23 protein-coding genes and 1 pseudogene are annotated in these 22,681 nt (G+C 71.3%); 11 read left to right on the forward strand and 13 right to left on the reverse strand.

The window, feature by feature from the left end; all coding sequences use genetic code 11:
• Positions 1-2: 2 nt before the first annotated feature.
• The gene (locus tag AB5J49_RS45830; protein WP_369174786.1) at positions 3-1,334 is read right to left on the reverse strand and encodes an ABC transporter substrate-binding protein; all 1,332 of its coding nucleotides are present in this window, start codon (positions 1,332-1,334) and stop codon (positions 3-5) included.
• A 114-nt stretch (positions 1,335-1,448) separates the two neighbouring features.
• Positions 1,449-2,486 (reverse strand): LacI family DNA-binding transcriptional regulator, encoded by a 1,038-nt coding sequence (locus AB5J49_RS45835; RefSeq protein WP_369174787.1) that lies wholly within the window; start codon positions 2,484-2,486, stop codon positions 1,449-1,451.
• Between the two features lie 120 nt (positions 2,487-2,606).
• Here AB5J49_RS45835 and AB5J49_RS45840 point away from each other — a divergent pair, with 120 nt between their 5' ends.
• From AB5J49_RS45840 to AB5J49_RS45855, 4 genes are all read left to right on the forward strand, one after another.
• Entirely contained in the window at positions 2,607-4,733 is a 2,127-nt protein-coding gene (locus AB5J49_RS45840) for an alpha-galactosidase (protein ID WP_369174788.1), read from the forward strand.
• A 683-nt stretch (positions 4,734-5,416) separates the two neighbouring features.
• Complete coding sequence (locus AB5J49_RS45845) at positions 5,417-5,968, forward strand: carboxymuconolactone decarboxylase family protein (protein ID WP_369174789.1); 552 nt, start codon at positions 5,417-5,419, stop codon at positions 5,966-5,968.
• Positions 5,965-6,321, forward strand: a complete 357-nt coding sequence (locus tag AB5J49_RS45850; protein ID WP_369174790.1) for a hypothetical protein — start codon at positions 5,965-5,967, stop codon at positions 6,319-6,321. The genes AB5J49_RS45845 and AB5J49_RS45850 overlap by 4 nt, the downstream gene beginning before the upstream one ends.
• Complete coding sequence (locus AB5J49_RS45855) at positions 6,318-7,184, forward strand: fumarylacetoacetate hydrolase family protein (RefSeq protein WP_369174791.1); 867 nt, start codon at positions 6,318-6,320, stop codon at positions 7,182-7,184. Before AB5J49_RS45850 ends, AB5J49_RS45855 begins: the two co-directional genes overlap by 4 nt.
• 146 nt (positions 7,185-7,330) lie before the next feature.
• Here AB5J49_RS45855 and AB5J49_RS45860 read toward each other — a convergent pair whose 3' ends face one another.
• Positions 7,331-8,098: an IclR family transcriptional regulator gene (locus AB5J49_RS45860; RefSeq protein ID WP_369175478.1), complete on the reverse strand. Its 768-nt coding sequence runs from the start codon at positions 8,096-8,098 to the stop codon at positions 7,331-7,333.
• A 585-nt stretch (positions 8,099-8,683) separates the two neighbouring features.
• On the opposite strand from AB5J49_RS45860, the gene AB5J49_RS45865 reads away from it, so the two are divergent.
• The 4 genes and pseudogenes from AB5J49_RS45865 (at position 8,684) to AB5J49_RS45880 (ending at position 12,554) form a co-directional block, all read left to right on the forward strand.
• On the forward strand, positions 8,684-9,817 hold the full coding sequence (locus tag AB5J49_RS45865; protein WP_369175479.1) for an MFS transporter: 1,134 nt from the start codon (positions 8,684-8,686) through the stop codon (positions 9,815-9,817).
• A 139-nt stretch (positions 9,818-9,956) separates the two neighbouring features.
• Entirely contained in the window at positions 9,957-10,937 is a 981-nt protein-coding gene (locus AB5J49_RS45870; RefSeq protein ID WP_369174792.1) for a zinc-binding dehydrogenase, read from the forward strand.
• Positions 10,938-11,209: 272 nt separating this feature from the next.
• Positions 11,210-11,533: pseudogene (locus tag AB5J49_RS45875) on the forward strand (condensation domain-containing protein); the annotation flags it as partial.
• A 73-nt stretch (positions 11,534-11,606) separates the two neighbouring features.
• Positions 11,607-12,554: a condensation domain-containing protein gene (locus AB5J49_RS45880; RefSeq protein ID WP_369174793.1), complete on the forward strand. Its 948-nt coding sequence runs from the start codon at positions 11,607-11,609 to the stop codon at positions 12,552-12,554.
• Positions 12,555-12,570: 16 nt separating this feature from the next.
• Here AB5J49_RS45880 and AB5J49_RS45885 read toward each other — a convergent pair whose 3' ends face one another.
• Both AB5J49_RS45885 and AB5J49_RS45890 read right to left on the reverse strand, forming a co-directional pair.
• Positions 12,571-12,918, reverse strand: a complete 348-nt coding sequence (locus AB5J49_RS45885) for a hypothetical protein (RefSeq protein WP_369174794.1) — start codon at positions 12,916-12,918, stop codon at positions 12,571-12,573.
• A gap of 108 nt (positions 12,919-13,026) precedes the next feature.
• Complete coding sequence (locus AB5J49_RS45890) at positions 13,027-13,998, reverse strand: GlxA family transcriptional regulator (protein ID WP_369174795.1); 972 nt, start codon at positions 13,996-13,998, stop codon at positions 13,027-13,029.
• A 147-nt stretch (positions 13,999-14,145) separates the two neighbouring features.
• On the opposite strand from AB5J49_RS45890, the gene AB5J49_RS45895 reads away from it, so the two are divergent.
• Together AB5J49_RS45895 and AB5J49_RS45900 are read left to right on the forward strand one after the other, a co-directional pair.
• Positions 14,146-14,607 carry a DUF2269 family protein gene (locus AB5J49_RS45895; protein ID WP_369174796.1) on the forward strand — a complete coding sequence of 154 codons (462 nt, stop codon included), beginning with the start codon at positions 14,146-14,148 and terminating at the stop codon, positions 14,605-14,607.
• 113 nt (positions 14,608-14,720) lie between these two features.
• The gene (locus AB5J49_RS45900; RefSeq protein WP_369174797.1) at positions 14,721-14,939 is read left to right on the forward strand and encodes a hypothetical protein; all 219 of its coding nucleotides are present in this window, start codon (positions 14,721-14,723) and stop codon (positions 14,937-14,939) included.
• 6 nt (positions 14,940-14,945) lie between these two features.
• On the opposite strand, the gene tgmB is transcribed toward AB5J49_RS45900, so the two are convergent.
• From tgmB to AB5J49_RS45920, 4 genes are all read right to left on the reverse strand, one after another.
• Positions 14,946-15,920 (reverse strand): ATP-grasp ribosomal peptide maturase, encoded by a 975-nt coding sequence (tgmB, locus tag AB5J49_RS45905; protein WP_369174798.1) that lies wholly within the window; start codon positions 15,918-15,920, stop codon positions 14,946-14,948.
• Between the two features lie 16 nt (positions 15,921-15,936).
• A complete protein-coding gene (gene tgmA, locus AB5J49_RS45910) occupies positions 15,937-16,128 on the reverse strand; it encodes a putative ATP-grasp-modified RiPP (RefSeq protein WP_369174799.1) in 192 nt (63 codons plus the stop codon).
• A 118-nt stretch (positions 16,129-16,246) separates the two neighbouring features.
• Positions 16,247-16,543: a DUF1232 domain-containing protein gene (locus tag AB5J49_RS45915; RefSeq protein ID WP_369174800.1), complete on the reverse strand. Its 297-nt coding sequence runs from the start codon at positions 16,541-16,543 to the stop codon at positions 16,247-16,249.
• A 105-nt stretch (positions 16,544-16,648) separates the two neighbouring features.
• Positions 16,649-17,221: a hypothetical protein gene (locus tag AB5J49_RS45920; protein ID WP_369174801.1), complete on the reverse strand. Its 573-nt coding sequence runs from the start codon at positions 17,219-17,221 to the stop codon at positions 16,649-16,651.
• 309 nt (positions 17,222-17,530) lie between these two features.
• Between AB5J49_RS45920 and AB5J49_RS45925 the strand changes: the two genes are divergently transcribed.
• A complete protein-coding gene (locus tag AB5J49_RS45925; protein WP_369174802.1) occupies positions 17,531-18,193 on the forward strand; it encodes a 1,4-alpha-glucan branching protein in 663 nt (220 codons plus the stop codon).
• 37 nt (positions 18,194-18,230) lie between these two features.
• On the opposite strand, the gene AB5J49_RS45930 is transcribed toward AB5J49_RS45925, so the two are convergent.
• The 4 genes from AB5J49_RS45930 to AB5J49_RS45945 all read right to left on the reverse strand — a co-directional run bounded on the left by AB5J49_RS45930 (position 18,231) and on the right by AB5J49_RS45945 (position 22,674).
• A complete protein-coding gene (locus AB5J49_RS45930) occupies positions 18,231-19,424 on the reverse strand; it encodes a hypothetical protein (protein WP_369174803.1) in 1,194 nt (397 codons plus the stop codon).
• Between the two features lie 224 nt (positions 19,425-19,648).
• Entirely contained in the window at positions 19,649-20,146 is a 498-nt protein-coding gene (locus AB5J49_RS45935) for a lamin tail domain-containing protein (protein ID WP_369174804.1), read from the reverse strand.
• 101 nt (positions 20,147-20,247) lie between these two features.
• On the reverse strand, positions 20,248-21,213 hold the full coding sequence (locus AB5J49_RS45940) for a DUF1152 domain-containing protein (protein WP_369174805.1): 966 nt from the start codon (positions 21,211-21,213) through the stop codon (positions 20,248-20,250).
• 96 nt (positions 21,214-21,309) lie between these two features.
• On the reverse strand, positions 21,310-22,674 hold the full coding sequence (locus tag AB5J49_RS45945) for an FAD-dependent oxidoreductase (protein ID WP_369174806.1): 1,365 nt from the start codon (positions 22,672-22,674) through the stop codon (positions 21,310-21,312).
• Positions 22,675-22,681 lie beyond the last annotated feature (7 nt).

A 22,681-nucleotide genomic window follows, 5' to 3' on the forward strand; every position in this document is an offset into this window, starting at 1 on the left:
CGTCAGAACCCGGGCGCGCCCTGGGCCTTGGCTACCTGCGCGAACTGGTCCTGGATCGCCTGGGCGACCTGTTGCGGGTTCTTCTTGTCGAAGATCATGTCGGCGAGGTAGAGGTGCGTGTCCGGGGCGACGATCGCCTTGGCCTGGAAGACACCGATGGCGGTGGGCAGGGCCGCGACCTGGGCCTTGGACGTCTGCGGCAGCCTGTCGGGAGTGGGCACGGACGGTTGCACGGACGGGATCTTCATCGCCTTGATGTAGTCGGCGTAGTCCGGGCCGAGCCAGAAGGCGAGGAACTGGCGGGCCGCGTTCTGCCGCTTCTCGTCACCGGTCTTGAAGGCGACCACACCGTTGGTCTGGTCGGGCGAGTCCATGCCGGTGGCCGCCGAGTCGGCGATCGGGAACCAGCCGATCTTCTTGTCGATCTCGGCGGTGGAGTACTTGGCCTGCAACTGGCTCTGGAAGGAGGTGACGTTGAGGACCATGCCGGCCTCGCCCTTCCACAGCGCGTCGGCCTGCCCGGTGAAGGTGCCGGTGCGGTAGTTCTTCTGGGCGAGCCCGGCGTCGAGCAGCTTCTCCTTGTACTTCTTGATGGCGCCGACGACGACCGGGTCGGTCCACTTCTCCTGGTTCTTGTTGAGCCCGTCCCACCACTGCTGGTCGAGGTCGGTGAGCTGGACCTGCATCTGCCACTGCAGGGGCCACTTGTCGCCGCCGGCCTCGTAGAAGGCTGCGGCGTCCGACTTGTCGACCACCTTGTGGCCGAGCGCCAGCAGCTCGTCGTAGGACGTGGGGAAGTCCTTCCCGCTCAGCCCGGCCTGCTTGAAGACGTCCTTGTTGTAGTAGACGCCGAGCATGGCGGGGCTGGTGACGATCGCCGCGTACCGCTTGCCGTCGATCATGCCGAGCGACTTCTCGGTGTCGCCGAGCCTGGCCTCCCACGGCTCCCCGTCGAGGGTGAGGAGGTTCTGCTGGGGCTGGATGAACGGCAGCGTGGAGATGGACGGTTGCCAGAACATCAGGTCCGGGCGGTCGCCGGAGGCGAGCTTCGTCGGCACGTTCTGCTCGTACAGGTCCGGGATCGCCTGGGTCTCCACCGTCGCGCCGGTGGCCTTCTCGAAGGCGTCGATGACCTGCTGGGGCGCGTTGACCGTGTTCTGCGCCGTCCACATCGTCAGCTTCACGCCGTCCAGGCGGGCGGTCGGATCGACGGCGGCCTGCTTCCCGTCCGCGCCGGAGTCGCCGGAAGAGCCGGCCGTCGGGTCGCTGCACGCGGTGGCGGCGAGGCCGAGGGCGCATATCAGCGCCAGGGCGGGGAGAGCTCTTGTCTTCATCACGTGCCTTTCGCGAACGGATGGTTCAGGAAGCAGGAATCAGAACAGCGGTGCTCGTGCGGATCGTGCGGAGCGTTCAGGGATCGTGTGGCCAGGTCAGCGATCGTGTGGCGTTCAGGCGGTGGCGGACGGCGGCCCCGAGCTCTCCCGGACCACCAGCTCCGGTACGGAGACGGGATGCGGGGCGATCCGCGCGTCCTCCTCCAGCACCCCGTGCAGCAGGGCGAACGCGGCCCTTCCCAGGCCGGTGAAGTCCAGGCGTACGGTCGTCAGCGACGGGGTGAGATAGGCGGAGTGCGGGGCGTCGTCGAACCCGGCCACGCTGACGTCGCCGGGGACGGAGCGGCCGGCCTCGTGCAGGGCGCGCAGCACCCCGAGCGCGAGGTCGTCGTTGCCGCACAGGATGGCGGTGACGGCCGGGTCCGACGCCAGCTTCAAGCCGGCCGCGTGGCCTTCCGCCGGGCCCCAACTGCCCTGTACGGGGCGGGGTTCGGGGGCTCCCGCCTCCTTCAGCGCCTGCCGCCAGCCGCCGGTACGGGCGCTGGTGCGCCGGGTGCTGGACGGGATGGCGACGTAGTGCACCGTCTCGTGGCCCAGGGACAGCAGGTGGCGGGTCGCCTCGTACGCGGCCTCGTGGTCGTCGGTCCACACCCAGGGGCGGTCGCCGCCGGGCGGGCTCGCCGGGGTCTCGACCACTCCGACGACCGGGAGTTCGGCGGGGACCGCGCTCAGGGCCCGCACACCGGCGGGGTCGTAGGCGATCACGATCAGTCCGCCGCCCGCGTCCGCCGCGCGCTGCACCTCGGCGGCGACGGCGGCCTCGTCCGCCGATTCCAGTACGCCGATCCCGACCGCGTAGGACGCCGCCCGGGCGGACTCCTCGATGCCCTGGAGGATGGAGGCGTAGCCGTAGTGGGTGGTGTTCGCGGTGAGTACGGTCACGGCCCTGCTGCGTCCGCTGGCCAGGGCGAGCGCGGTGGCGTTGCGCCGGAAGCCCAGTTCGTCGATGGCGGCGAGCACCCGGTCCCGGGTGGTCGGCTTGACGCTGGGATGGCCGTTGATCACCCGGGAGACGGTCTGGTACGAGACGCCGGCGGCGGTCGCGACATCCCTGATGCTCGCCGGGCGGCTTGTGTGACCGGTCACATTCATGCCAGGATTGTGACCGGTCACATCAGGGAGCGTCAAGAGACCGTAACGAGGGATTCACACGGCTGACGCGACCGCCTCCTGCCGCGGTACGGGCAGGCGCGGTCGGGAGGGGAAGACACCTTGACCGGTACGGCGGACGTGGCGCAGGAGGGTTCCCACCAGCCGCATGGCGAGTTCAGCTGGGGTCATTCGGCACTACGGGCCGGGTTCGCCGTCGGTGCGGACGGGACACCGCGGCTCGTCGGACTGGGCCGTCCGGGGGAGGTACGCGTCGCCGACCCGGACTGCGCCCTCCCGCTCGTCGAGCTGACCGCCCTCGGGCACGGCAGCGCCTGGTCGGGCCCGCGCTTCACCGGCACGGCGTTCGGAACGCGCCTGAAGTACCGGGACCACCGCACCGGCAGCCGGGGCGACGGGGAGTGGCTGACCGTCGAACTCCACGACCCGGCCACCGGGTTGACGGCGTTCGTCGAGCTGACGTCTCCCGGTGGGCTGCCGGTGCTCCGCTCCCGCGTGCGACTGCGCAACGACGGCCCGGAGCCTGTCGTCGTCCAGTCCGTCAGCAGCCTGCTGATCGGCGGACTGCCCTCACCGGACGCCCTCGATGTGCACCGGGCCCGCAACGACTGGCTCGCGGAGTGCCGTTGGTACGCCGAACCGCTGCGCGACTGCGTCGCCGACATCAACGTCGACGCCCATCAGCACGACAGCCGGGCCGCCCTCGTCCTCGCCGGGCGCGGCAGCTGGCCCACCGACGGACACCTGCCGATGGGGGCGCTGACGGACCGGGGGAGCGGCCGGACCTGGCTGTGGCAGATCGAGTCCCCGGCCGGCTGGCGCTGGGACCTGGGCGAGAGCGCGCACGGCACGTATCTGGCGCTGAACGGCCCCACGGATGCCGAGCATCAGTGCCGGGTCCGGCTCGCCCCGGGTGAGGAGTCCACCACCGTACCGGGGGTACTGGCCCTCGGGTCCGGGTTCGACGAGGCCATGGGCGCGCTGACCTCGTACCGCCGCGCCGTACGCCGCCCGCACCCGGACCACACCGCCCTCCCGGTCGTCTTCAACGACTACATGAACACGCTCATGGGCGACCCGACCACCGAGAAGCTGCTCCCCCTGATCGACGCGGCGGCGCAGGCGGGCGCGGAGTACTTCTGCGTGGACGCCGGCTGGTACGACGACTCGGCGGACGGCGGCTGGTGGGACCACGTCGGCGAGTGGCTGCCCTCGACGCGCCGCTTCCCCGAAGGCGGAATCCGGGCGGTCCTGGACCGGATCCGGGAGCGCGGCATGGTGCCCGGGCTGTGGCTGGAGCCGGAGGTCGTCGGCGTGCGCAGCCCGGTCGCCGCCGCGCTGCCGCCGGACGCCTTCTTCCAGCGCGACGGCGTACGCCTCACCGAGCAGGGCCGTCACCAGCTCGACCTGCGCCATCCGGCCGCCCGCGCCCACCTCGACAAGACGGTGGACCGGATCGTGGGCGACTGGGGCGTGGGCTACCTCAAGCTGGACTACAACATCGTGATCGATCCCGGAACCCTTGGCCCGGGGGACCTTGCACCCGGAGCCGGACTGCTCGGCCACGCCCACGCCTACCTGGACTGGCTCTCCGAGGTACTGGATCGGCACCCGCACCTGGTGATCGAGAACTGCGCCTCGGGCGGGATGCGGATGGACGGAGCCACGCTGGCCGTCAGTCAACTCCAGTCCACCAGCGACCAGCAGGACCCGCTGCGTTACCCACCGATCGCCGCCGCCGCACCGACGGCCGTGCCGCCCGAACAGGGCGCCGTCTGGGCCTACCCGCAGCCCGGGTTCGACGACGACCTGATCGCCTTCACGCTGGGCGGGGCACTGCTCGGGCGGATCCACCTGTCGGGCCATCTGGACCGGATGTCGCAGCGCCAACTCGCCCTCGTCCGGGACGCGGTGAGCACGTACAAGTCGATCCGCCGCGACCTCGCGCGGGCCGTGCCGTTCTGGCCGCTGGGTCTGCCCGGGTGGACGGACGAGTGGCTGGCCCTGGGGATGCGGTCGCCCGACGGCCGTACGTCATACATCACGGTCTGGCGCCGCGGCGGGGATGCGGAACTGTGCCTTCCCATACGCCACTTGGCGGGCAGAGAGGCCGGTGCGGAGATCCTGCACCCGTCCTCCGCGTCGACCGGCTCGGCGGTCTGGGACGGGGAAGGACTGCGGGTGTCGCTGCCCCGCGCCCCCGGTGTCCTGCTGGTCCGTCTCACGTGACCGGGAATATGGTCACCTCCCTGCAGTACAGGACGAACGACCGAGAGGGGTCGTAGAGGCCGCGGACTCCGTCGTACAGGGGCCTCTTGCGACCGCCGAAGTGGCGCAACGCCTTCTCGGCTTACGGTACTTGCCGGTGCTGGACGTAACCCCGCGACCGGTGCCCAGCTTGGCGAAGGCCGCGGCGCCGATCACGGTCGCGACGCTGGAGGCGGCCATGGCGGGGGGAGGGGAGCAGGCTCGCGGCGGAGGCCCAGAAGGGAGGGCGCCAGCCGGCCGATCCGCGGCGCCGCCCAGCACGAAGGAGGCGGTGGCGGAGATCGAGGCGCGCAGCCGGTGGCCGGGACCGGACACGGTCCTTTCGGACGCGGCGTCCTCGACGGCCGGGGCGGCGAATGCCTGCTCAGCCCCGGCAGTGGCCCCGGCAGTGGCAGTGGCAGTGGCAGCGGTTGCGGCTCCGGCGCCGGGTGTGCTGGCTATGGGCCAGCGGTCAGGTTCTACCAGCCCTCGTCCGATTGAGATCGCCCATGGGGAGCATGCGGGTCTTGGATGCCGGAGGCGGGGGCGGCGCTGTGCTGTTACTCGCATCCGGCCGTGCCGCGTTCGTCACCGGGCAGGTGTTCTAGGTGGACGGCGGCCGAACGCTCGTCTGAAGTCCTCTCGACCCCTTGAAGGGAGTGCGGATGACCGCACGCCTTGCCGGACTGCCGCCCGGCGAACTCGACGAGCAGCAGAGCGAGGTATACCGCGCCATCACCTGCGGTCCGCGCGCGACCGGGCCGCAGGTGTTCGCCCTGACCGACGAGGAGGGCCGACTGCGCGGCCCGTTCAACGCCATGCTGCTGAGCCCGCCGGTCGGTCTGGCCGTCCTGGTGGTCGCCGCCGCGTGGGGAAGCGCCTTCGAACGGCAGGCCCATGAGGCCTTGGGCCGCGCCTGCGGCCTCACCGGACCCGAGCTGGACGCGCTGCGCGCCGGCGCACTGCCGGACCTCCTGGATCCAGCCGAGCGGGCAGCCCTGCGGGCGGCCGACGCGCTGACCCGGACCGGTGCGCTGAGCGACCAGGAGTACTCCGAGACCGTGGCGGCATGGGGGGAGCGAGGCCTGTTCGAACTCACCACCCTGGTCGGCTACTACGTCCTGCTCGCCCTCCAGTTGCGTGTCTTCGCCGGAGAAGAGCCCCAGCCCCGCACCGTCTCCGCACACCACCTCGAACCCGAAAGCGGGACATCATGAAGCTGATCACCTTCGACGACGGGCACGTCGGCAGACTGGAGCTCGAAGAGCGGCTGGCCCTGGACGACATACGGCTGCGCGCCCCGATCGTGCCGAAGAAGTTCTTCCACACCTCCGGCAACTTCCGTGCGCACGAGGACGAGTCGAAGAACGTCGACTGGCCCCACCCCCTGCACAAGGGCATCGTCCGCATGTCGGTCTCCCTCCCGCACCTGGTCGCCCACCACTCCCCGCAGGGCTACAGCGCGGGCGCCCCGATCGCCACCGGGACCGTCCAGAGCGTCGCGGGCTTCGGCGGCGACCGCTGGGAAGAGGGGCACGGCACCCCCGTACCGCAGAAGGCGGACTGGTGAGGATCGGCGTACTCGACGGCCGTGCCGTCCTGCTCCGCGGCGACCGGGCCGCGGACGTCCGCTGGGCCTCCCACGGCCGGCTGCCCACCGACCCGATGGCCCTGCTGGAGCAGTGGCAAGGGGTCCGCGACTGGGCCGCCGGCCTGTCCGACGAGGCGTTCGACATCGACGTGGACCCGGCCGCCCTCCAGGCCCCGGTTCCCCGGCCCCGGCAGGTCTTCGCGGTCGCGCTCAACTACCCTCCGCACGCCGCCGAGGCCGGGTTCACCCCGCCCGAGGAGCCGCTGGTGTTCACCAAGTTCCCGACCTGCGTCACGGGCCCCCGCACCACGGTCGAGCTCCCCGCGGGCAAGGTCGACTGGGAGGTCGAGCTGGTCGCGGTGATCGGCCGGCCCGCCCACCGCGTGTCCGCCGACCGCGCCTGGGAGACGGTCGCCGGGCTGACCGTCGGCCAGGACCTGTCGGAGCGGGTCTCCCAACTGCGGGGAAACCCGGCCCAGTTCAGCCTCGGGAAGTCCTTCCCCGGCTTCGGGCCGACCGGCCCCGCCCTTGTCACACCGGACGAGTTCGACGACCCCGACGACCTGGAGATCACCGGAGCGCTCAACGGTGAGGTCGTCCAGCGCGACCGCACCAAGTCCATGATCTTCCCCGTTCCCGAGCTCATCGCCCGGCTCTCGGCCGTGGTACCCCTCCTCCCCGGCGATCTCGTCTTCACCGGAACCCCGGCCGGAGTCGGCAACCGGCGCACCCCGCCCCGCTACCTCACCGAGGGCGACGAACTGGTCAGCCGCATCGAGGGGATCGGCGAGCTCCGCCAGCGCTTCCGCCGCCCCTGGGGAAAGGACGCCTCCCATGTCTGAGCACACGCCGCCGCTGCCCCGCCGCTTCGAGGGCCGTACCGTCCTGGTGACCGGCGCGGGCACCGGATTCGGCGCCGAGATCATCGACCGCGTCCGGGGCGCCCATAACTGAGCCGCCGATGGCCTCGGACCCGGCTGCGTCAGGTTCAGCCCCCTTGGCTGAGCGGGTGGCTGAAGCCCTGGGCGGAGATGAGTGTGGCCGCTTCGGCGAGGTCGGTGGCGAAGCGTTCGACCGCCTCGTAGGGGAAGCGGTGGCTGGGCCCGCTGAGCGAGAGGGAGGCGATGACCTTGCCCGAGCGGCTGGTCACCGGGACGGCGACGGCGGTCAGGCCGTCGTCCCACTCACCGCTGCTGACCGCATAGCCGCGCTGCGCGGCCTCCTGGGCCCGGGCGCGTAGGTGGCCGGCGTGCTCCTCGCCGTGGGGTGAGGACGCGGCGACCCGGCGCAACAGGGTGTCGGAGGCGTCGCGCAGCAGGATCTTGGACGACGCACCGGCCCACAGGGGCTGTTCGTCGCCGACGTCGACGACATGGCGCAGCGGGTGCGGGCTCTCCTCGTGCGCGACGCAGACGCGGCTCACGTCCCGGGCGACGAAGATGTTGACCGTCTCGCCCAGCCGGTCGGCGAGGTCGCGCATGACCTTGCGGGTCTCGCGCGGCACCTCCCACTGGCTGCGGGCGAGATAGGCCCAGCGCCACAGGCCGGGCCCGGCCGTGTAGCCGACCGGGTGCGACCAGAGCAGTCCGCACTCCTCCAGGGTCTGCACCATGCGCAGCGCCGTCGTCTTGGCCAGCCCGGTCGCTTCGGTGATCTCACGCAGGGTGATCACGGGGCGGTCCTCGCTCAGCAGACCCAAAATGTCCACCGCCCGCCGCACACTGCGCACGCCCGTGCCGCTGTTGTCTCTGGCCACCTCGGCCTGTGCATCCCTGTCGTCCGCCCTGCTGTCCACGCGGATGCCTCCCCCTGCTGGTCGCCGTCTGCTCTTCGCGTTCCCCCTGACGCTAGTCCACCAGGTGGACCAAGGGAACCGTAATGCTTCGGAATTCTTGTCGAAACCCTTGATGGCCGGAACGCCGCATCGTAGGTTTCCGCTACTTGGTTCGAACGGTCCACTCAATGGACCTCCCTCGAGGGTCGCCGCCCGTACCGCTGTGGCGATGGCCCGGTTTGCCGGTGACGTCCCGCTCCACACCCAGGAGCCCCCGCCGTCGCCGCGCGTCCGTCCCCAGACCGCAGCCGCAGCATCCGATGGAGTGTGTGAGATGAGCAGTACCCGGAACCCGGCCACGGCCAAAGCCCCCGGCGCCGCGAGGAGGGCGGCGATCGCGAGCTTCATGGGAGCGGTCGTCGACTGGTACGACTTCTTCCTCTACGGCATCGTCGCCGGTCTCCTGTTCGGGGACCTGTTCTTCCCGGGCGCCTCCCCGGCCGTGGGCACACTCTGCCCGCCTGGGCCACCTTCGGCGTCGGCTTCCTCTTCCGCCCGCTCGGCGGCATCGTCTTCGGCCACTTCGGCGACCGGCTGGGGCGCAAGCGGATGCTCGTCCTCACCATGCTCATCATGGGCGCGGCCAGCACCCTGATAGGCGTCCTGCCCACCTACGCCCAGGCCGGCATCTGGGCCCCCGTGCTGCTGGTGGTGCTGCGTGCCGCGCAGGGCTTCGCGGTGGGCGGCGAATGGGGCGGTGCCGCGCTGATGGCGGTGGAGAGCGCCCCCGCCAAGTGGCGCTCCCTGTACAGCAGTGGCGTCCAGATGGGCGCCTCGGTCGGTCTGCTGCTCGCCACGCTCATCACCAAGGTCATGTCGGGCACCACCTCGGACGCGGCCTTCCGCTCCTGGGGCTGGCGGGTTCCGTTCCTGGTCAGCGCCGCCCTGGTGATCGTCGGACTGATCATCCGGGCCAAGGTCGAGGAGTCCGAGGTCTTCACCAAGGAGATCGCCGCGAAGGGCGCGGCGTCGCAGCCCCGGGTGCCGCTGATCGCCGCCGTGAAGTCCAACCCCAAGGGCTTCTTCGCCATCATCGGGCTCCGCTTCGTCGAACTGTTCACCTTCTACGGCGTGACCACCTTCGCCCTCGCCTACGGCACCGACGAACTCGGCCTCGACCGCGACAGCCTCCTCGACGTCAACCTGGCGGTCGGTGGACTCGCGATCGTGACCATCCCGGCCTTCGCCTACCTCGCCGACCGCTTCGGCCGCCGCCGGGTGTACTGCTGGGGCGCGCTGGTCGGCGTCGCGAGCGCGATGCCGTACTTCTGGGCGATGGAGTCCGGCTCCATGCTGCTGATCATCGCCTGCGCGGTGCTGCTGGTGAACATCGCGCACGACATGGCGGTCTCCGTCCAGCAGTCCTTGTTCACCGACATGTTCGGCCCCGAGTACCGCTACAGCGGCGCCGGAGTCGGCTACCAGCTCGCCAGCGCGGTCGGCGGCGGCTTCACGCCGTTCATCGCCAGCTCCCTGGTGATCTGGGCGGACGGGGGCTGGACGCTGGTGGCGGGCTACATCGCCCTCGGCTGCGCCGTCTCCTTCGTCGTCGCATTGCGCATGCGGGGCGACGACGAGGCGGCCGGGACGCAGGAGGCCGTACGGCAGCGGGCTGGAGCGACGGAAGGCGCCACTGCCTGACTTGCCGCACCTGTCCAGGGGGTGCCGCCGACTCCTGCTGGTCGGCGGCACCCCCCGTCTTGTTGAGGGCGGCACACCCGCCCTACTCTGACCGCAGAGCGGTTTGGTTGTTCCGTCTAGTGGACCACAAGGGGATCTGGTGAGAGCAGCTGTCCTCATGGCGCCGGGCCGGATAGTGACCGTCAACGACTGGCCGGAGCCCGTCTGCGGGCCGCACGAGGTCATCGTGGAGATGGACGGCGTGGGCCTGTGCGGCACCGACCTCGCTGTCTTCCAAGGCAAGCGCGTGCCGCCCGCGACCCCGTGGGTCATGGGCCACGAGGGCTTCGGCCGGATCGCCGCCGTGGGCAGCGACGTACGGGACCGCCAGGTGGGCCGGAGCGTGGTCATCGAACCCAACTACGCCTGCCTGAAGTGTGCGGACTGCCGCACCGGACTGACCTCGGCCTGTCCGCACCGGGCCATCGTCGGCCTCGACGCCCCCGGCGTCCTCGCCGAACGCGTCGCCCTCCCCGCGCGCTTCGCCCACCCGGTCCCGGACGGCCTCACCGCCGCCGACCTCGCCGCCGCCGAGCCGTACACCGTGGCTCGGGCCGCCGTACGCCGCAGCGGTGTCACGGCCGCCGACCGCTGCCTGGTCGTCGGCGCCGGCGCCCAGGGCCTGCTGGTCTGCCTGATCCTGTCCCGCCTCGGCATCCGGCCGGTGGTCACCGAGCCGCATCCCCAAAGGCTCGCTCGCGCCGGGCGGCTGGGCGCGACACCCGACGACGGCCGCACCGGGTTCACGTACGTCTTCGAGACCTCCGGCCACGCCCCCGCCCTGCGCCCGGCCGTGGACCGCTGCGCCCCCGGCGCCACGGTCGTCCTGATCGGCCTCAACCCTCACCGAATACCGCTCACCACCGACGACGTGGTCCGTCGCCAGCTGGTGCTGCGCGGTTCGATGATCTACGACCACCCCAGCGACTTCACCACCGCGATCACCGAACTCCCCGACGCACGCCCCGGAGTCGTCGTCGAGGCCCGCTTCCCGCTCGACGAGGCCCAGGAGGCGTTCACCGGCGCCGCCGAACGAGCCGGGAAGACCTGGATCGGCATCGGGGGCGACGGGGACATGTAGGTCCGCGGCAAGCGGTCAGCCCCGGCGGGGAAGGCCCTCGTCGAGCGGGCCGTCGGCGACGGCTTCCTCAGTCGGTGCGGGCCTGGACGAGCTTGAAGGCGAGGCGGGCGGAGGCCCGCCTGATGGAGTGGCGCAGGCTTGTCGCAGGAGCCGCGATGCGGCTGGTCAACCAGGCCCGGGAGGAATTCGGCACCGAGTACCCGATGCTCCGCTTCTACCAGGAGCCGACACTGCGGGCCATGACGGCCCAACTGGCCGCGGCGGCACAGGAGATGACGGCGCGTGCGGCCTCAGAGGCCGACGACGGACCCGGCACGGTGCAGCGCCGGGCGCCCGCCACCGCGCAGCAGGCCCGCTTCGCCACGGTGCACGCCGACCACCGGCTGCCCCAGGTCTTCAACGTCGCCCTGCGGATCACCCTCTCCGGTGACCTGGACGTGGCCTCCCTGGGCACCGCCCTGACCCGGCTCGTCGAGCGGCACGAGGGCCTGCGGACCCGCCTGGCCCGCAACGGGGACGGCTGGGAACAGCAGGTGCTGCGGCCCCGTCCGGTGCGGCTGCCGGTCGAGGACCTCACCGCTCTGCCCGCGCGAGAGCGGCAGGCCGCCCTGGAACAAGCCAGTGCCGAGGCCGCCGAGACACCGCTCGACCCCGCTGACGGGGCGCCCGGTGGCGCTCCGCCTGCTGCGCACCGGCGGGAGCAGCTGGGTCCTGCTCCTCGTCCTGCACCACTCCGCCTGCGACGGATGGTCCGTCAGCCTACTGCTCAAGGAGCTGGCCGCGCTCTACGGCTGCGCCGTCACCGGCGAACCCCACACCCTGCCGCCCGTGCGATGCCGGCCCGTGGCATACGCGCGCTGGCAGCAGGAGCAGCCCGACGGAGCCGCCGACGAACGCAAACTCAAGTTCTGGCTCCGTGAGCTCGAAGGAGTGCCCTTCACGGTGGACCTGCCGCTGGACCGGCCCCGGCCGAAGAACGCGAGCGGACGGGGCGGCGCCGTGATGTTCACCGTGCCGGCCGAGGTGCGGGCCGGCGTCGAGCGACTGGCCCGACAGCGGGGCACGACGCCTTTCGTGGTCACCGCCGCGGCCCTGGGCCGCATGCTCGCGCAGAAGTCCGAGCAGCCGGACGTCGAGTTCAACATCTCCTACGCCAACCGCGAGCGCCGGGAGTTCGAATCCCTGCTGGCCTGCACGATCACCGGCTTCGCGCTGCGCGTGCGGGACGCGGCGGCCGGTCCCTTCGCCGCCCTGACGGACCGCGTCGCCCGTACCGCGATGGAGTGCATGGACCGCGCCCTGCCGGTGCGCCGGATCGCCCCCGCGTTGCGCGAGCGCACGGGTGTCGACGTACCGGACCGGCTGGACGTCGGCTTCGCCTACCAGAGCACACTGGACGCGGAGGTCGAACTGCCCGGGCTGACCACGGCCGTCGAGGACCTCGCCCTCGCCGCCTCCCGGACCGAGCTCAGCTTCGGGCTGGTCCCGGCCGGGGACGAACTGAAGGGCTTCGTGGAGTACTCGGCCGACCTGTGGGACCGCACCACGATCGAGGGCTGGACCCGTGACTACGTCGCCCTCCTGCGCGAGGAGGCCGACCGGGCCCTCGGCAGCTGACCCACGTCCGTGGCGCTCACGCGGCGCTGCTGCTCCGCGGCATCCCGTGCCGGCAGGTCACGTCGTGCTCACTGCCGAGGCTCGTCCACCAGCGCTCACAGCACGCCGAGTCGATCTCCGCACGGACGATCGCCTCGGCGGCGTCGCCGGCGCGCCCGGCCCGCGCGATCATCTCCAGGAGCCACCGCCGCTGTTCGCCGATCACGGTCTCCCGTACGACGGCGATGACCGGCACGAGACTGGCGGCGGTGAACAGGCACGCGGCCCACACGGGGCCGTACCGGAAGGCGAGGACCGAGGTCCAGGCGAGCCCCGCGCTCGTGGCGATGTAGAGGACGCAGAGCAGGCGGCTGGAGCAGTTCATGGGAGTACACCGTCCTTGGGGAGGATCGATACCCCTTGTCCAACTACTGACAGCCCGTGTGGACTCGGGTGATTTTTCCCACCGTGACTGATCAGGGCGGGTCACCGGTTATGACTGGGCGCCGACCGCGGCCTTCCCCTGGAACGCGGAGCGGTAGGCGTGCGGCGTGGTGCCGACCACCCGGCGGAAGCGCTCACGGAACGACGTCGGCGAACCGAACCCCGCCTGCCGGGCGATCCGCTCGACCGGGTGGTCGCTGTTCTCCAGCAGGTACTGGGCCCGCCGCACCCTCGCCCGCAGCAGCCACTGCAGCGGAGTGGTGCCGGTCTGCTCACGGAACCGGCGGCTGAAGGTGCGCTCGCTCATCCCCGAACGCTCCGCCATCGCCCCCAGGGTGATCTCCCCGGCCAGGTTGTCCTCGATCCACCCCAGCAGGGGTTCGAGCGCCGAGCCCCGCGGTACGGGCGGGTGCTCGTGCACGATGAACTGCGCCTGCCCGCCCTCCCTTTCGAGCGGGACGACGGACATGCGTGCGGTGTGCGCCGCCACGGCCGACCCCAGATCCCGGCGGATCATGTGCAGGCACATGTCCAGCCCCGCGGCGGCTCCGGCGGAGGTGAGGATCTGTCCGTTGTCCACGTAGAGCACGTCCGGCTCCACGTGGACGTCCGGGAAGCGCTGCGCCAGCTCGCCGGTGGCCATCCAGTGGGTGGTGGCGCGCAGCCCGTCCAGCAGGCCGGCCTCGGCCAGGACGAAGGCCCCCACACACACGGAAGCGATCCGCGTGCCGGCCTGTGCCGCCTGCCGCAGAGCCGCCACCACGTGAGGGGAGGGCGGCCCGGCATCGTCGCACCCCGGCACGATGACCGTGTCCGCGTCCGCCAGCCCGTCGAGCCCCCGGTCGATCCGCAGGGCGAAGCCCTCCGTGGGCACCTCGGGCGACTCGGCGCACAGCCGGACCCGGTAGGGGCGGCGGCCGTCCGGCAGCCTTGTCCAGCTGAACATCTGGAAGGGCGTCGCCATGTCGAACGGCACCACGTTGTCGAGGACCAGGATCGCCACGGTGTGCATGAGTGACACCCTAGGCGGATTCCCGCCACGGATATAAGCCCAGGTGACGCAGGCATAGTGCGGTGAAACGGTGGTCAGGGCTGTTGGCGGGAACCCGTTGGAAGCTGTCATTTCAGCCCCTGTCCGATCACCCGCGGGATCCCTAGCGTGGGGCGGGTGACCAAGATCCTCCTCACCCTCCACGTCCTGGCCGCCATCGTCGCCGTCGGCCCCGTCACCGTCGCAGCCAGCATGTTCCCGCCGGCCGCGCGCCGCGTCCCGGCGACGGACGGGGCGGTGGCGGTGGGCACCGTCCGGCTCCTGCACCGCATCTGCCGCGTCTACGGAGCCGTCGGGGTGTCGGTGCCCGTCCTCGGCCTGGCCACCGCCCTGGCCATGGGCGTCCTGGGCAGCGGTTGGCTCATCACGTCCATCGCGCTGACCGCCGCAGCCGCCGGCATCCTGATCGCCTTCGTCCTTCCCCGCCAGGAGGAACTCCTCGAGCAACTGGGCGCCGAGAAGCCCGTCGCACACACGGCCACCGTTCAACTCGCCATGGTCACCGGCATCTTCAACCTCCTGTGGGCAACCGTCACCGTCCTGATGATCGTCCGGCCCGGCTCGACGACGGGTGCCTGACGTCGTCCGTCAAGCGCTCTGGCAGAATTCGCACTTCAGTGTGCGTCGGCGCCTAGACTCGACAGCCGTGCCCAAATGCACACAGGGCCACGACATGAAAGGCGCGTTGACGGGTGTTCCAGGATTCCCCCATTTACGACCGGCTCATCGCGGAGCGCGGCGACATCCCCACCCAGGTGCGCCGGGAGGCCGAACGCGTCAGCAGGGAAGTCGAGTTCGCCATGCAGCCGCTGCTGCAGTCCCGTGGCCCCGCACCGGCACCCGGGCGCCCGGCGCAGCCGGCACCGACCTGGCAGCGCGGCGCCCTGCCGCCCGGCCCGCAGCAGATCTGAGCACGGTCAGGGAACCTGCGCGCCCGCCCCGTTGACCTGTGACTGCCGCCATGAGGCGGGCCGGGCGAGCCACTCGGCGATGCCCTGGGCGATCGGCTGCCCCGTGTCCACCTCGATGAACCCGAACTGCCCCGACTGGTTGCACTCCAGGAACCACCACGTCCCGTCGGCGTCCTCCGCGAAGTCGAAGGCCCCGTAGGCGAGTTCCGCCTCCCGCGTGTACGCGCGGACGGCCTCGGCGACGCGCGGTGCGACCTCGACGGGGCGCCAGGGCACGTCCGACGCGTCGAAGCGGACGTCCACCTCGGCCTCGGCGTCGCTCGCCCTGCGGGCGGCCAGCAGCCGCTCGCCCACCACCGTGAGCCGGATGTCGGCCCGCTTGGGGACGCGCCGTTGCAGCAGGGTGGGCCCGAACGCGACGGCGGAGAAGTCCGCGTCGGGGGCCACCCTGCTGGTCGGCACCGCCCGGGGCGGATCCTGCGGATGCGTGCCGGACACCGGCTTGACCACCAGATCCGGGTAGCGGCCGGCGAAGTCGCGGGCGGCCTGCGGGAACGTCGTGATCAACGTGGCCGGCACGGGCAGCCCGCAGCGCTGGGCCACCCGCAACTGCCACGGTTTGTAACGGGCCCGGCGGGCCGCGTCGGGATGGTTCATCCAACGGGCGTCACAGCCGCGCAGCATGCCGTACAGCGCCTGCCCGGCCTCCTCCGTCAGCCAGGCGGAGGGCGTCGCCGCCCGGGCGGCCGGGATCCCCGGCCTGCGCATCCAGACCGACCGCAGCCCGTCGATGCCCACCAGGCGTCCCGCGGACGACAGATGGCCGCGGAAGGCGCCGTGCACATACTCGCCCGACAGGGCGACCCCGCCGGTCAGGTCGGCGGGATCGAGTCGGACGACCGGGACGCCGGACGCGTTCAGGTGCACGACCACCATGTCCGCCGTCACGTCTTCTTCGCTGGTCAGAATCAAGACGGTCATCGTCGCCGACCTGTGTTCAGTCGTCGAAGTGGGTCTTCGAGCCCGCCGTGGACGTCGTGGTCCCCAGCTCCCGCAACAGAGCATGATCACGGGCGGCTATCCGCCCGTCACGGAGCACGTTCAACTGTAGGCCGGAGTCGTAGACGTACGGAGCGCTGACCCCCAACTCCGCGGCCGGCCGTGCATAGTTGAGCGCGAACGGTTGCATCGTCTCTCCCTCACAGGTGCTGCTCCGATCGAGCCTGGTCACCCAGCGGCGTCGTTCGGTCCGCCGACGCCCCTTGGGTTCCTCTTACTTAAACGAATCGAACGAGTGATTGGTTTCCTTACTTTCTGTAACCAACGGCGTCCGGCGGTTCCGCATCGGGAGAGCGGCGCAGGGTACGCAGTGCCAGCAAGAGCACGCCGATGTCGTCCAGATACACCGGATCCGGCACCAGATCGGCGGGCAGCACGAAGTACGCGACGGCACCCCAGAACACCCATCGCGGTCCGGTCGGCAGCCCGGCGCGCCTCATGACGCGCCGAGTTCGCACCAGCCGCACCAGCACACCGACGGCCACGGCGAGCACTACGGCCGCAAGGGCCACGGCGACGACGATCACTGTGGTGGTCGACTCCACGGACCCTCCTCCTGCCGGCGGTACGCACGACACACTGCTGGTCGGATTCCCCCTCGGGGCGTGCACATTGCATGACGGCGGTCACCTGGCCGCCCTCGTCACCCGTCAGGACGAAAGACGCGCAACCGGCCCCGGCACCTGCCTGGGCAGGAGCCGGGACCGCCCATAACGCGCACCGAGAGCAACCCGCTGGACGCAGTACGCGCCACCTACGAGTCCTGCGCAGGCGCCGTACGCACCGCGCGTGGGCGCGTGCGGCCCTTGTCCGCCACCTCCCGCCGAGCCCGAGCCCGAGCGCGTCCACCGCTCCGGGGTGCCCGGCGAGGCGCCCGCCCGCGTCGCCCTGTGATCCCCACAGCGGGTTGCACAGGACGCGGTCGATGCTGCGATCGGCGACGGGCAGGGCGCCGGCGTCCCCGCTCCGCAGCACGGGTCCAGCACCCGCTGGCCCGGCCGCAGTTCGGCCGCCTGCGCCATGGCGGCGGCGACCGGCGGGTGCAGCGTTCCCGCAATGGTCGCGTTCCTGTAGGCGCGCCGGTGTGCCGGGCGCCGCCCCAGGCGCAGCAGCAGGGTGGCGTGGGTGCCGTCCGGCGTCAGCCGCCATCCGCTGTGGCCGGGCGGCGCGAGCTCGCCGTGCCGGCGGGCGTGGTACGGCACACCGGCGCGCTCGGCCGGCACCCGGCCGACGGCGTCCTCGATGTCATACCGGTTGTACGTCCTGCGCCCCAGGAAGGACGCCGAGTTCTCGATCCCGCCGAACCCGGCCGGCCCACGACGGGCCCGGCGTTCCCGCGCCGGCCCTGCCGGCCCACCTCACGGTTGATGCCGTTTCTCCTACGTCGCAGCCCGGGACGGTGGAGAACCGCCCCGCATCGTCGGCGCCGGGTCGAGCCGCGCAGTGCCGATGGAGCGGCTAGCTGAGGGGGAAGAAGTACGTCATGATCGAACAGAGTGTCGGCGCGTCAACTTCCGTGAGAGCCTGCGGACATGGCGATCATTCACCACACCACCCTCAAGCCGACCAAACTGGAACTGCTCACCACCTGGCTGCCCACCCGGCCGTGGTACGGCGGCACCGATGAACCCAGGCTGGCCAAGGCCGGCGGTTTCCGGCTCGACGACCCGCAGGGCGAGGTCGGGATCGAGTTCATGGTGGCCACCGACACCGCCGGCGCCGAGCCGGTCAGCTACCTGGTGCCGCTGACCTATCGCGGCGCCCCGCTCGACGGTGCGGAGCACGCCCTCGTCGGGACCATGGAGCACGGGGTGCTGGGGCACCGCTGGGCCTACGACGGCTGCCACGACCCGGTACTGGTCGCCCAGTTGTGGGCCCTGATCGAGGGGCGCGTCCAGGCTCAGGCACAGAGCGTCACCGACGCCGTCGACGAGGAGGTCACCCGCTCCTACGCCGGTGCGGGCCTCACGTCGACGCAGGCCACGGCCCCCGCCACCGACGACCCGGACGGCACCCGGCTGGCCGCACCGGACGGCACGACCCTCCGCCTGCTCCGGATCCTGCGGCCCGCCCCGAACGCCGCATCGCTCCTTCCCGAAGGCGCCACCGGGCATGTCGGCGGCGCCTGGCAGCTGCCGGACGGCACCCGCGTCCGCGGACTGTTCGCCGCCCTGCACACCGGAGCCCGGGGCTAGTTCGGTCTGCTCTTCCGTCTCGTCGACGGGACCCGAGTTAGCGGTCCGACGTCTCGCGGTCAGACGCCTCGCGGTCCGCCGTCTCCGCCTGCTCCTCGACGGCCTTGCTCTCCTGCTCACGGTCCGCGCCGAGCCCGGGCCTGCGAGCCCAGGCGGGGACCTTGAGGCGCTCGAAGGTCCGGGTCAGCTGCTGGAGTGGGGACGTCGCCGTCCCGGCGTCCGGCTGGGGCCGCGTCTCCGGCTCGGTCCCGGCGGACTCCCGATAGGCCGCCAGCGCGGCATGCGCCTGCTCGGCGGCCTCCCGGTACAGGTCGCGGGACTTGGTCATCGCCTCGAGCGCCTCGGCGTACATCGCCACGAGCTTGCGCTCACGGGCGAGTTCCTCCTCGACCGTCAGCAGCCGCCAGTCCTCACGCAGCGCGGTGACGGCCTCCTCGCCGCCCTCCGGCAACGGGCGCGGCAACGCGGCGAACCGCGTCACGGCGTGGATGAGCTCGGCAGGTTCCGAGCCGTCGAGGAAGACGCTGCGTACGGCGAAGTCGTCGGCGTCGTAGCCGGACGAGGCCGCGGTTCCCGGCAGCACCACGGCACCACCGCGCGGCACCTGGACGCCGAAGTCCCGCAGGGCCCAGTTCACGACGCGCAGCTGATGGGGCGCGGCACGATGCTCGACCACCCGGTGCCGCAGGCTCGGCGGCAGCATCCCGGCAAGCGGCACGCGGCCGCGCTCGTCCGTGGTCATCGCCTCGTGGACGACGACATGGATGCTCCAGCCGTCGCGCGCGGAGTCCCGCAGCACGCGCCGTACGGCCTTGTCGTCCGAGGGGAGGGGGTTGATGTCCGTCAGGCGCAGGCCCGTGAGGGCATCGTGGTCCCAGGCCGCATCCGGCTCCTGCGGCCAGAACATGGCGGCCGGCGACGGCCAGCGCGGGTCCCACGGGGCCTCCGCCTCCGCGACCAGCACCCACTCCTGGCCCTCGGCGGAGCCGCGTTCGAGGGTCAGTCGGGCCCGTACGGTCACCGCCTCGGCGACCCGCCATCGAGCTTCGAAGATCCACTCCTGGGCGCCCTCGGCCTCGGGCACCTCCAGACAGTCGTCTATGATCCGGCTGTCCTTGAGCTGCCGCAGACTGAGCCGGAGTACGTCTTCCGCGGCGGGGCCGACGTGGCGGCCACGGGCCGACCACACCGAGGGCGGGATCGTGGGGCGGGCGCTGGAGGAGCTGGGCATGGGTCCATCTGTAGCCGGGGGTACGTGTACGTACCAGTATCGTCGCCGCAGATGGATGCCGATCGGGCGGGGGGGTCCGCACACGGGGTGTGCACGATCCGCACAGCCCGACCGCCGCTCACTCGTGGCCCGCACCGCGCCCGGTCACGACAATGACTCGGTGAGCAGGGCCCGTCCACCATCCGCATTGGGGCGGGTCCTGCTCACACGTGGCCGGCGAACGGTCAGCCGTGGTAGGTGATGTAGCCGTTCCCGTCCGGGTCGCTGCCGCTCTTGGTGTACGCGTGCGAGTCGGCGCCGGCGCCCGAGGGCTTGTACAGCTTGATGCTGTCCTTGTCGTTGTTCCACAGGAAGTTGCAGTTGTCGCGGTACACGACGTTCCTGCTGTCGGAGTCGGTGCCGTTGCCGCCCCGGAGCTTCACGTAGTCACCGGGCTGCAGATAGTGGTTCGCGGTGAAGACGAACTTGTTGGTGCTGCTGGCGTCCCTCACGACGTAACCCTTGAGGTTCACGGTCGAACTCGACGAATAGTTCTTGATCGTCAGGTATTCCTCGTCGGTGTTGCCGGTGGAGCAGTTGTTGGAGTCGCGTCCGGGCGCGTCGTACTGGATGCCCTTGATCTTCAGTGCGGACGAGTACTCGGTGGCCTGTGCCGGTACGGCGGACAGCGCGGTGAGCGCGCCGGCCGCGACGGCGGTTGTGGCGACGATGCGTATGCGCATGGAGAAATACCCCCCTGTGTGGAACTTCCGTGAAGATCAGGAGTGTATGCAGCACACGCGAGTGCTGTGGTGACTTCACCGAAATGTGAGACTGGGGCAAGTCAGTGCGGGTAGGCCCGCGGTGGCCGCTGGCGCGGGAGCTCGTCGCGGAACTCCGCGATGACCGAGCTGATCTGGCGCATGAGCGCCGTGTCCTCCAGCCGGTCGAGATAGAGGTTGCGCCGGGCCAGGGCGGGCGCGTCGACGCAGAAGTACTGGGCCATGAGCGGATTGACGAACAGTTCGCTGTTCCTGGTCCGCTCGGTGAACCGTACGTCGCCGAAGTCACCGCGTACGGCGGCCGCGACGGAGCCCTGGACGATGCTCGGGTGGTCCGGAGTGCACCGCTGGGCATGCTCCACCGCGTCGAGGTAGAGGCTGCCCTCGCGGCTGTCGCGCGGCAGCGAGAACGCACCGAGGTAGCCGCCCTCGCGGTCCAGCGCGGCGAGATTCTCCAGCACCAGGGAGTGGTTGACGCCGTGATAGGCGTCCACCCCGAAGCCGAGGCACGCCACCAGCCGCACGGGAACCTCGTCGAGCCCGGCCACGGCGCCCAGGCTGGCCATGTCCTCCTCCGGCGTGCCCAGCCCGTTCTCGTCGCCGCGCATCAGGATGTCGGTCCCGCCGTCCACCAGCACGATCGCGTCCACGCCGCCCAGATGCTCGGCAAGCACGCGGTAAGCGGCTCTGAGCGGCCGGACGCCCGTGAGGGGGAACGCGTACACCGTGTCGGGCAGCCCCTGCCGGGCGAGCCATGTGGCCAGCGTCCGCTCGGGGAAGTAGTCGCCGCGGGCCGCGGTGTCCGGGCGTATCGCCGCGACGTCGTGGTCCACCCACACGTCGAGGTCCAGCCCGTACAGATCCGAGAAGGACAGATTGGCCAGCTGGACCTCCTTGCCGGCCGCCCGCAGCGCGAGGGCCAGCGGCACACCGGCGTACACGTCGAAACCGCCGCCGGCACCGGCGACGAGCACCCGCCGCGCATCGCGCAGCCGGGTGAAGAAAGGGGGCTCGAGAAGTGAGAACACCGGGGGACGTTAACAGGCGGCGATCACCTCGGAGAGGGGAAAGCGAGAGAGGGCCGGGGAATGAACCCCGGCCCTCTCTCCGTCTCCGTAGGCGACTTACGCGCCGCTCTCCCGGAGCATGTCCTCGCGCTCGACGATCTTCACGCGCTCACGGGCCTGCGGCTCGCCCAGCGCCTTTTCGGCGGCGTCGAGCTTGTACCAGCCGTCCCAGGTGGTGAAGCGGATCTCGTGCTCGGCGAGGAACGCCTCCACGGCCTCCGGCTCGGGCGAACCCGGCGTCTGCAGACGGCCGTTCGCGAAGTCGTCCAGCAGGTTCGCCACTGTCTCGTTGGCGTCGCCCTTGGTGTGGCCGATGAGGCCCACGGGGCCGCGCCGGATCCAGCCGGTGACGTACGTCGACTGCAGGTGCTCGCCGGACTCCTGTATGACCCGGCCGCCCTCGTCCGGGACGGTGCCCGAGTCGATGTCCCAGGGCAGCTTGGGGAGTTTGTCGGAGAGGTAGCCGACGGCGCGGTAGATCGCGGTGACGTCCCAGTCCTTGAACTCGCCGGTGCCCTTGACGTTGCCCGTGCCGTCGAGCGCGGTGCGCTCGGTGCGCAGGCCGACGACCTTGCCGTCCTCGCCGAGGATCTCCGAGGGCGACTCGAAGAAGTGCAGGAACAGCTTGTGCGGGCGGTCGCCGACATCGCGGATCGCCCACTTCTCCAGCGTCTTGGCGACCATGTCGGCCTGCTTGTTGCCGCGCCGGGTCTCGATCGAGCCCTCGTCGTAGTCGATGTCCTCGGGGTCGACGATGACCTCGATGGTGGGGGAGTGGTCCAGCTCGCGCAGCTCCATCGGGGAGAACTTCGCCTGCGCCGGACCACGGCGGCCGAAGACGTGGACCTCCAGCGCCTTGTTGGCCTTGAGGCCCTCGTAGACGTTCGGCGGGATCTCCGTGGGCAGCAGCTCGTCCGCGGTCTTGGCGAGGATGCGGGCCACGTCGAGGGCGACGTTGCCGACGCCGAGCACGGCGACCTTCTCCGCCTCCAGCGGCCAGGTGCGCGGCACGTCCGGGTGGCCGTCGTACCAGGAGACGAAGTCCGCGGCGCCGTACGATCCGTCGAGCTCGATACCCGGGATCGACAGGTCCCGGTCGGCCGTCGCGCCGGTCGAGAAGATCACGGCGTCGTAGAACGCGCGCAGATCGTCCAGGCTGATGTCGGTCGGGTAGTCGACGTTGCCGAAGAGACGGATCTGCGGTTTGTCGAGCACCTGGTGGAGGGCCGTGATGATGCCCTTGATGCGGGGGTGGTCGGGCGCGACGCCGTAACGGATCAGGCCGAACGGCGCCGGCATGCGCTCGAAGAGGTCGATGGACACGCCGGGTTCGGCGGCCACGTCGGACTTGAGCAGGGCGTCGGCGGGGTAGATCCCGGCGGGGCCGGCTCCGACGATGGCTACCCGCAGGGGGCGGGGCATGATCAGG

Source organism: Streptomyces sp. R28 (assembly GCF_041052385.1).
Taxonomy (GTDB): Bacteria; Actinomycetota; Actinomycetes; order Streptomycetales; family Streptomycetaceae; genus Streptomyces.

Coding starts and splice junctions, on each gene's coding strand:
- AB5J49_RS45845 (WP_369174789.1), top strand. CDS start 5,417: ATGACCGCACGCCTTGCCGGACTGCCGCCCGGCGAACTCGACGAGCAG.
- AB5J49_RS45850 (WP_369174790.1), top strand. CDS start 5,965: ATGAAGCTGATCACCTTCGACGACGGGCACGTCGGCAGACTGGAGCTC.
- AB5J49_RS45885 (WP_369174794.1), bottom strand. CDS start 12,918: ATGAACTGCTCCAGCCGCCTGCTCTGCGTCCTCTACATCGCCACGAGC.
- tgmB (WP_369174798.1), bottom strand. CDS start 15,920: ATGACCGTCTTGATTCTGACCAGCGAAGAAGACGTGACGGCGGACATG.
- AB5J49_RS45925 (WP_369174802.1), top strand. CDS start 17,531: ATGGCGATCATTCACCACACCACCCTCAAGCCGACCAAACTGGAACTG.
- tgmA (WP_369174799.1), bottom strand. CDS start 16,128: ATGCAACCGTTCGCGCTCAACTATGCACGGCCGGCCGCGGAGTTGGGG.
- AB5J49_RS45945 (WP_369174806.1), bottom strand. CDS start 22,674: ATGCCCCGCCCCCTGCGGGTAGCCATCGTCGGAGCCGGCCCCGCCGGG.
- AB5J49_RS45930 (WP_369174803.1), bottom strand. CDS start 19,424: ATGCCCAGCTCCTCCAGCGCCCGCCCCACGATCCCGCCCTCGGTGTGG.
- AB5J49_RS45830 (WP_369174786.1), bottom strand. CDS start 1,334: ATGAAGACAAGAGCTCTCCCCGCCCTGGCGCTGATATGCGCCCTCGGC.
- AB5J49_RS45835 (WP_369174787.1), bottom strand. CDS start 2,486: ATGAATGTGACCGGTCACACAAGCCGCCCGGCGAGCATCAGGGATGTC.
- AB5J49_RS45935 (WP_369174804.1), bottom strand. CDS start 20,146: ATGCGCATACGCATCGTCGCCACAACCGCCGTCGCGGCCGGCGCGCTC.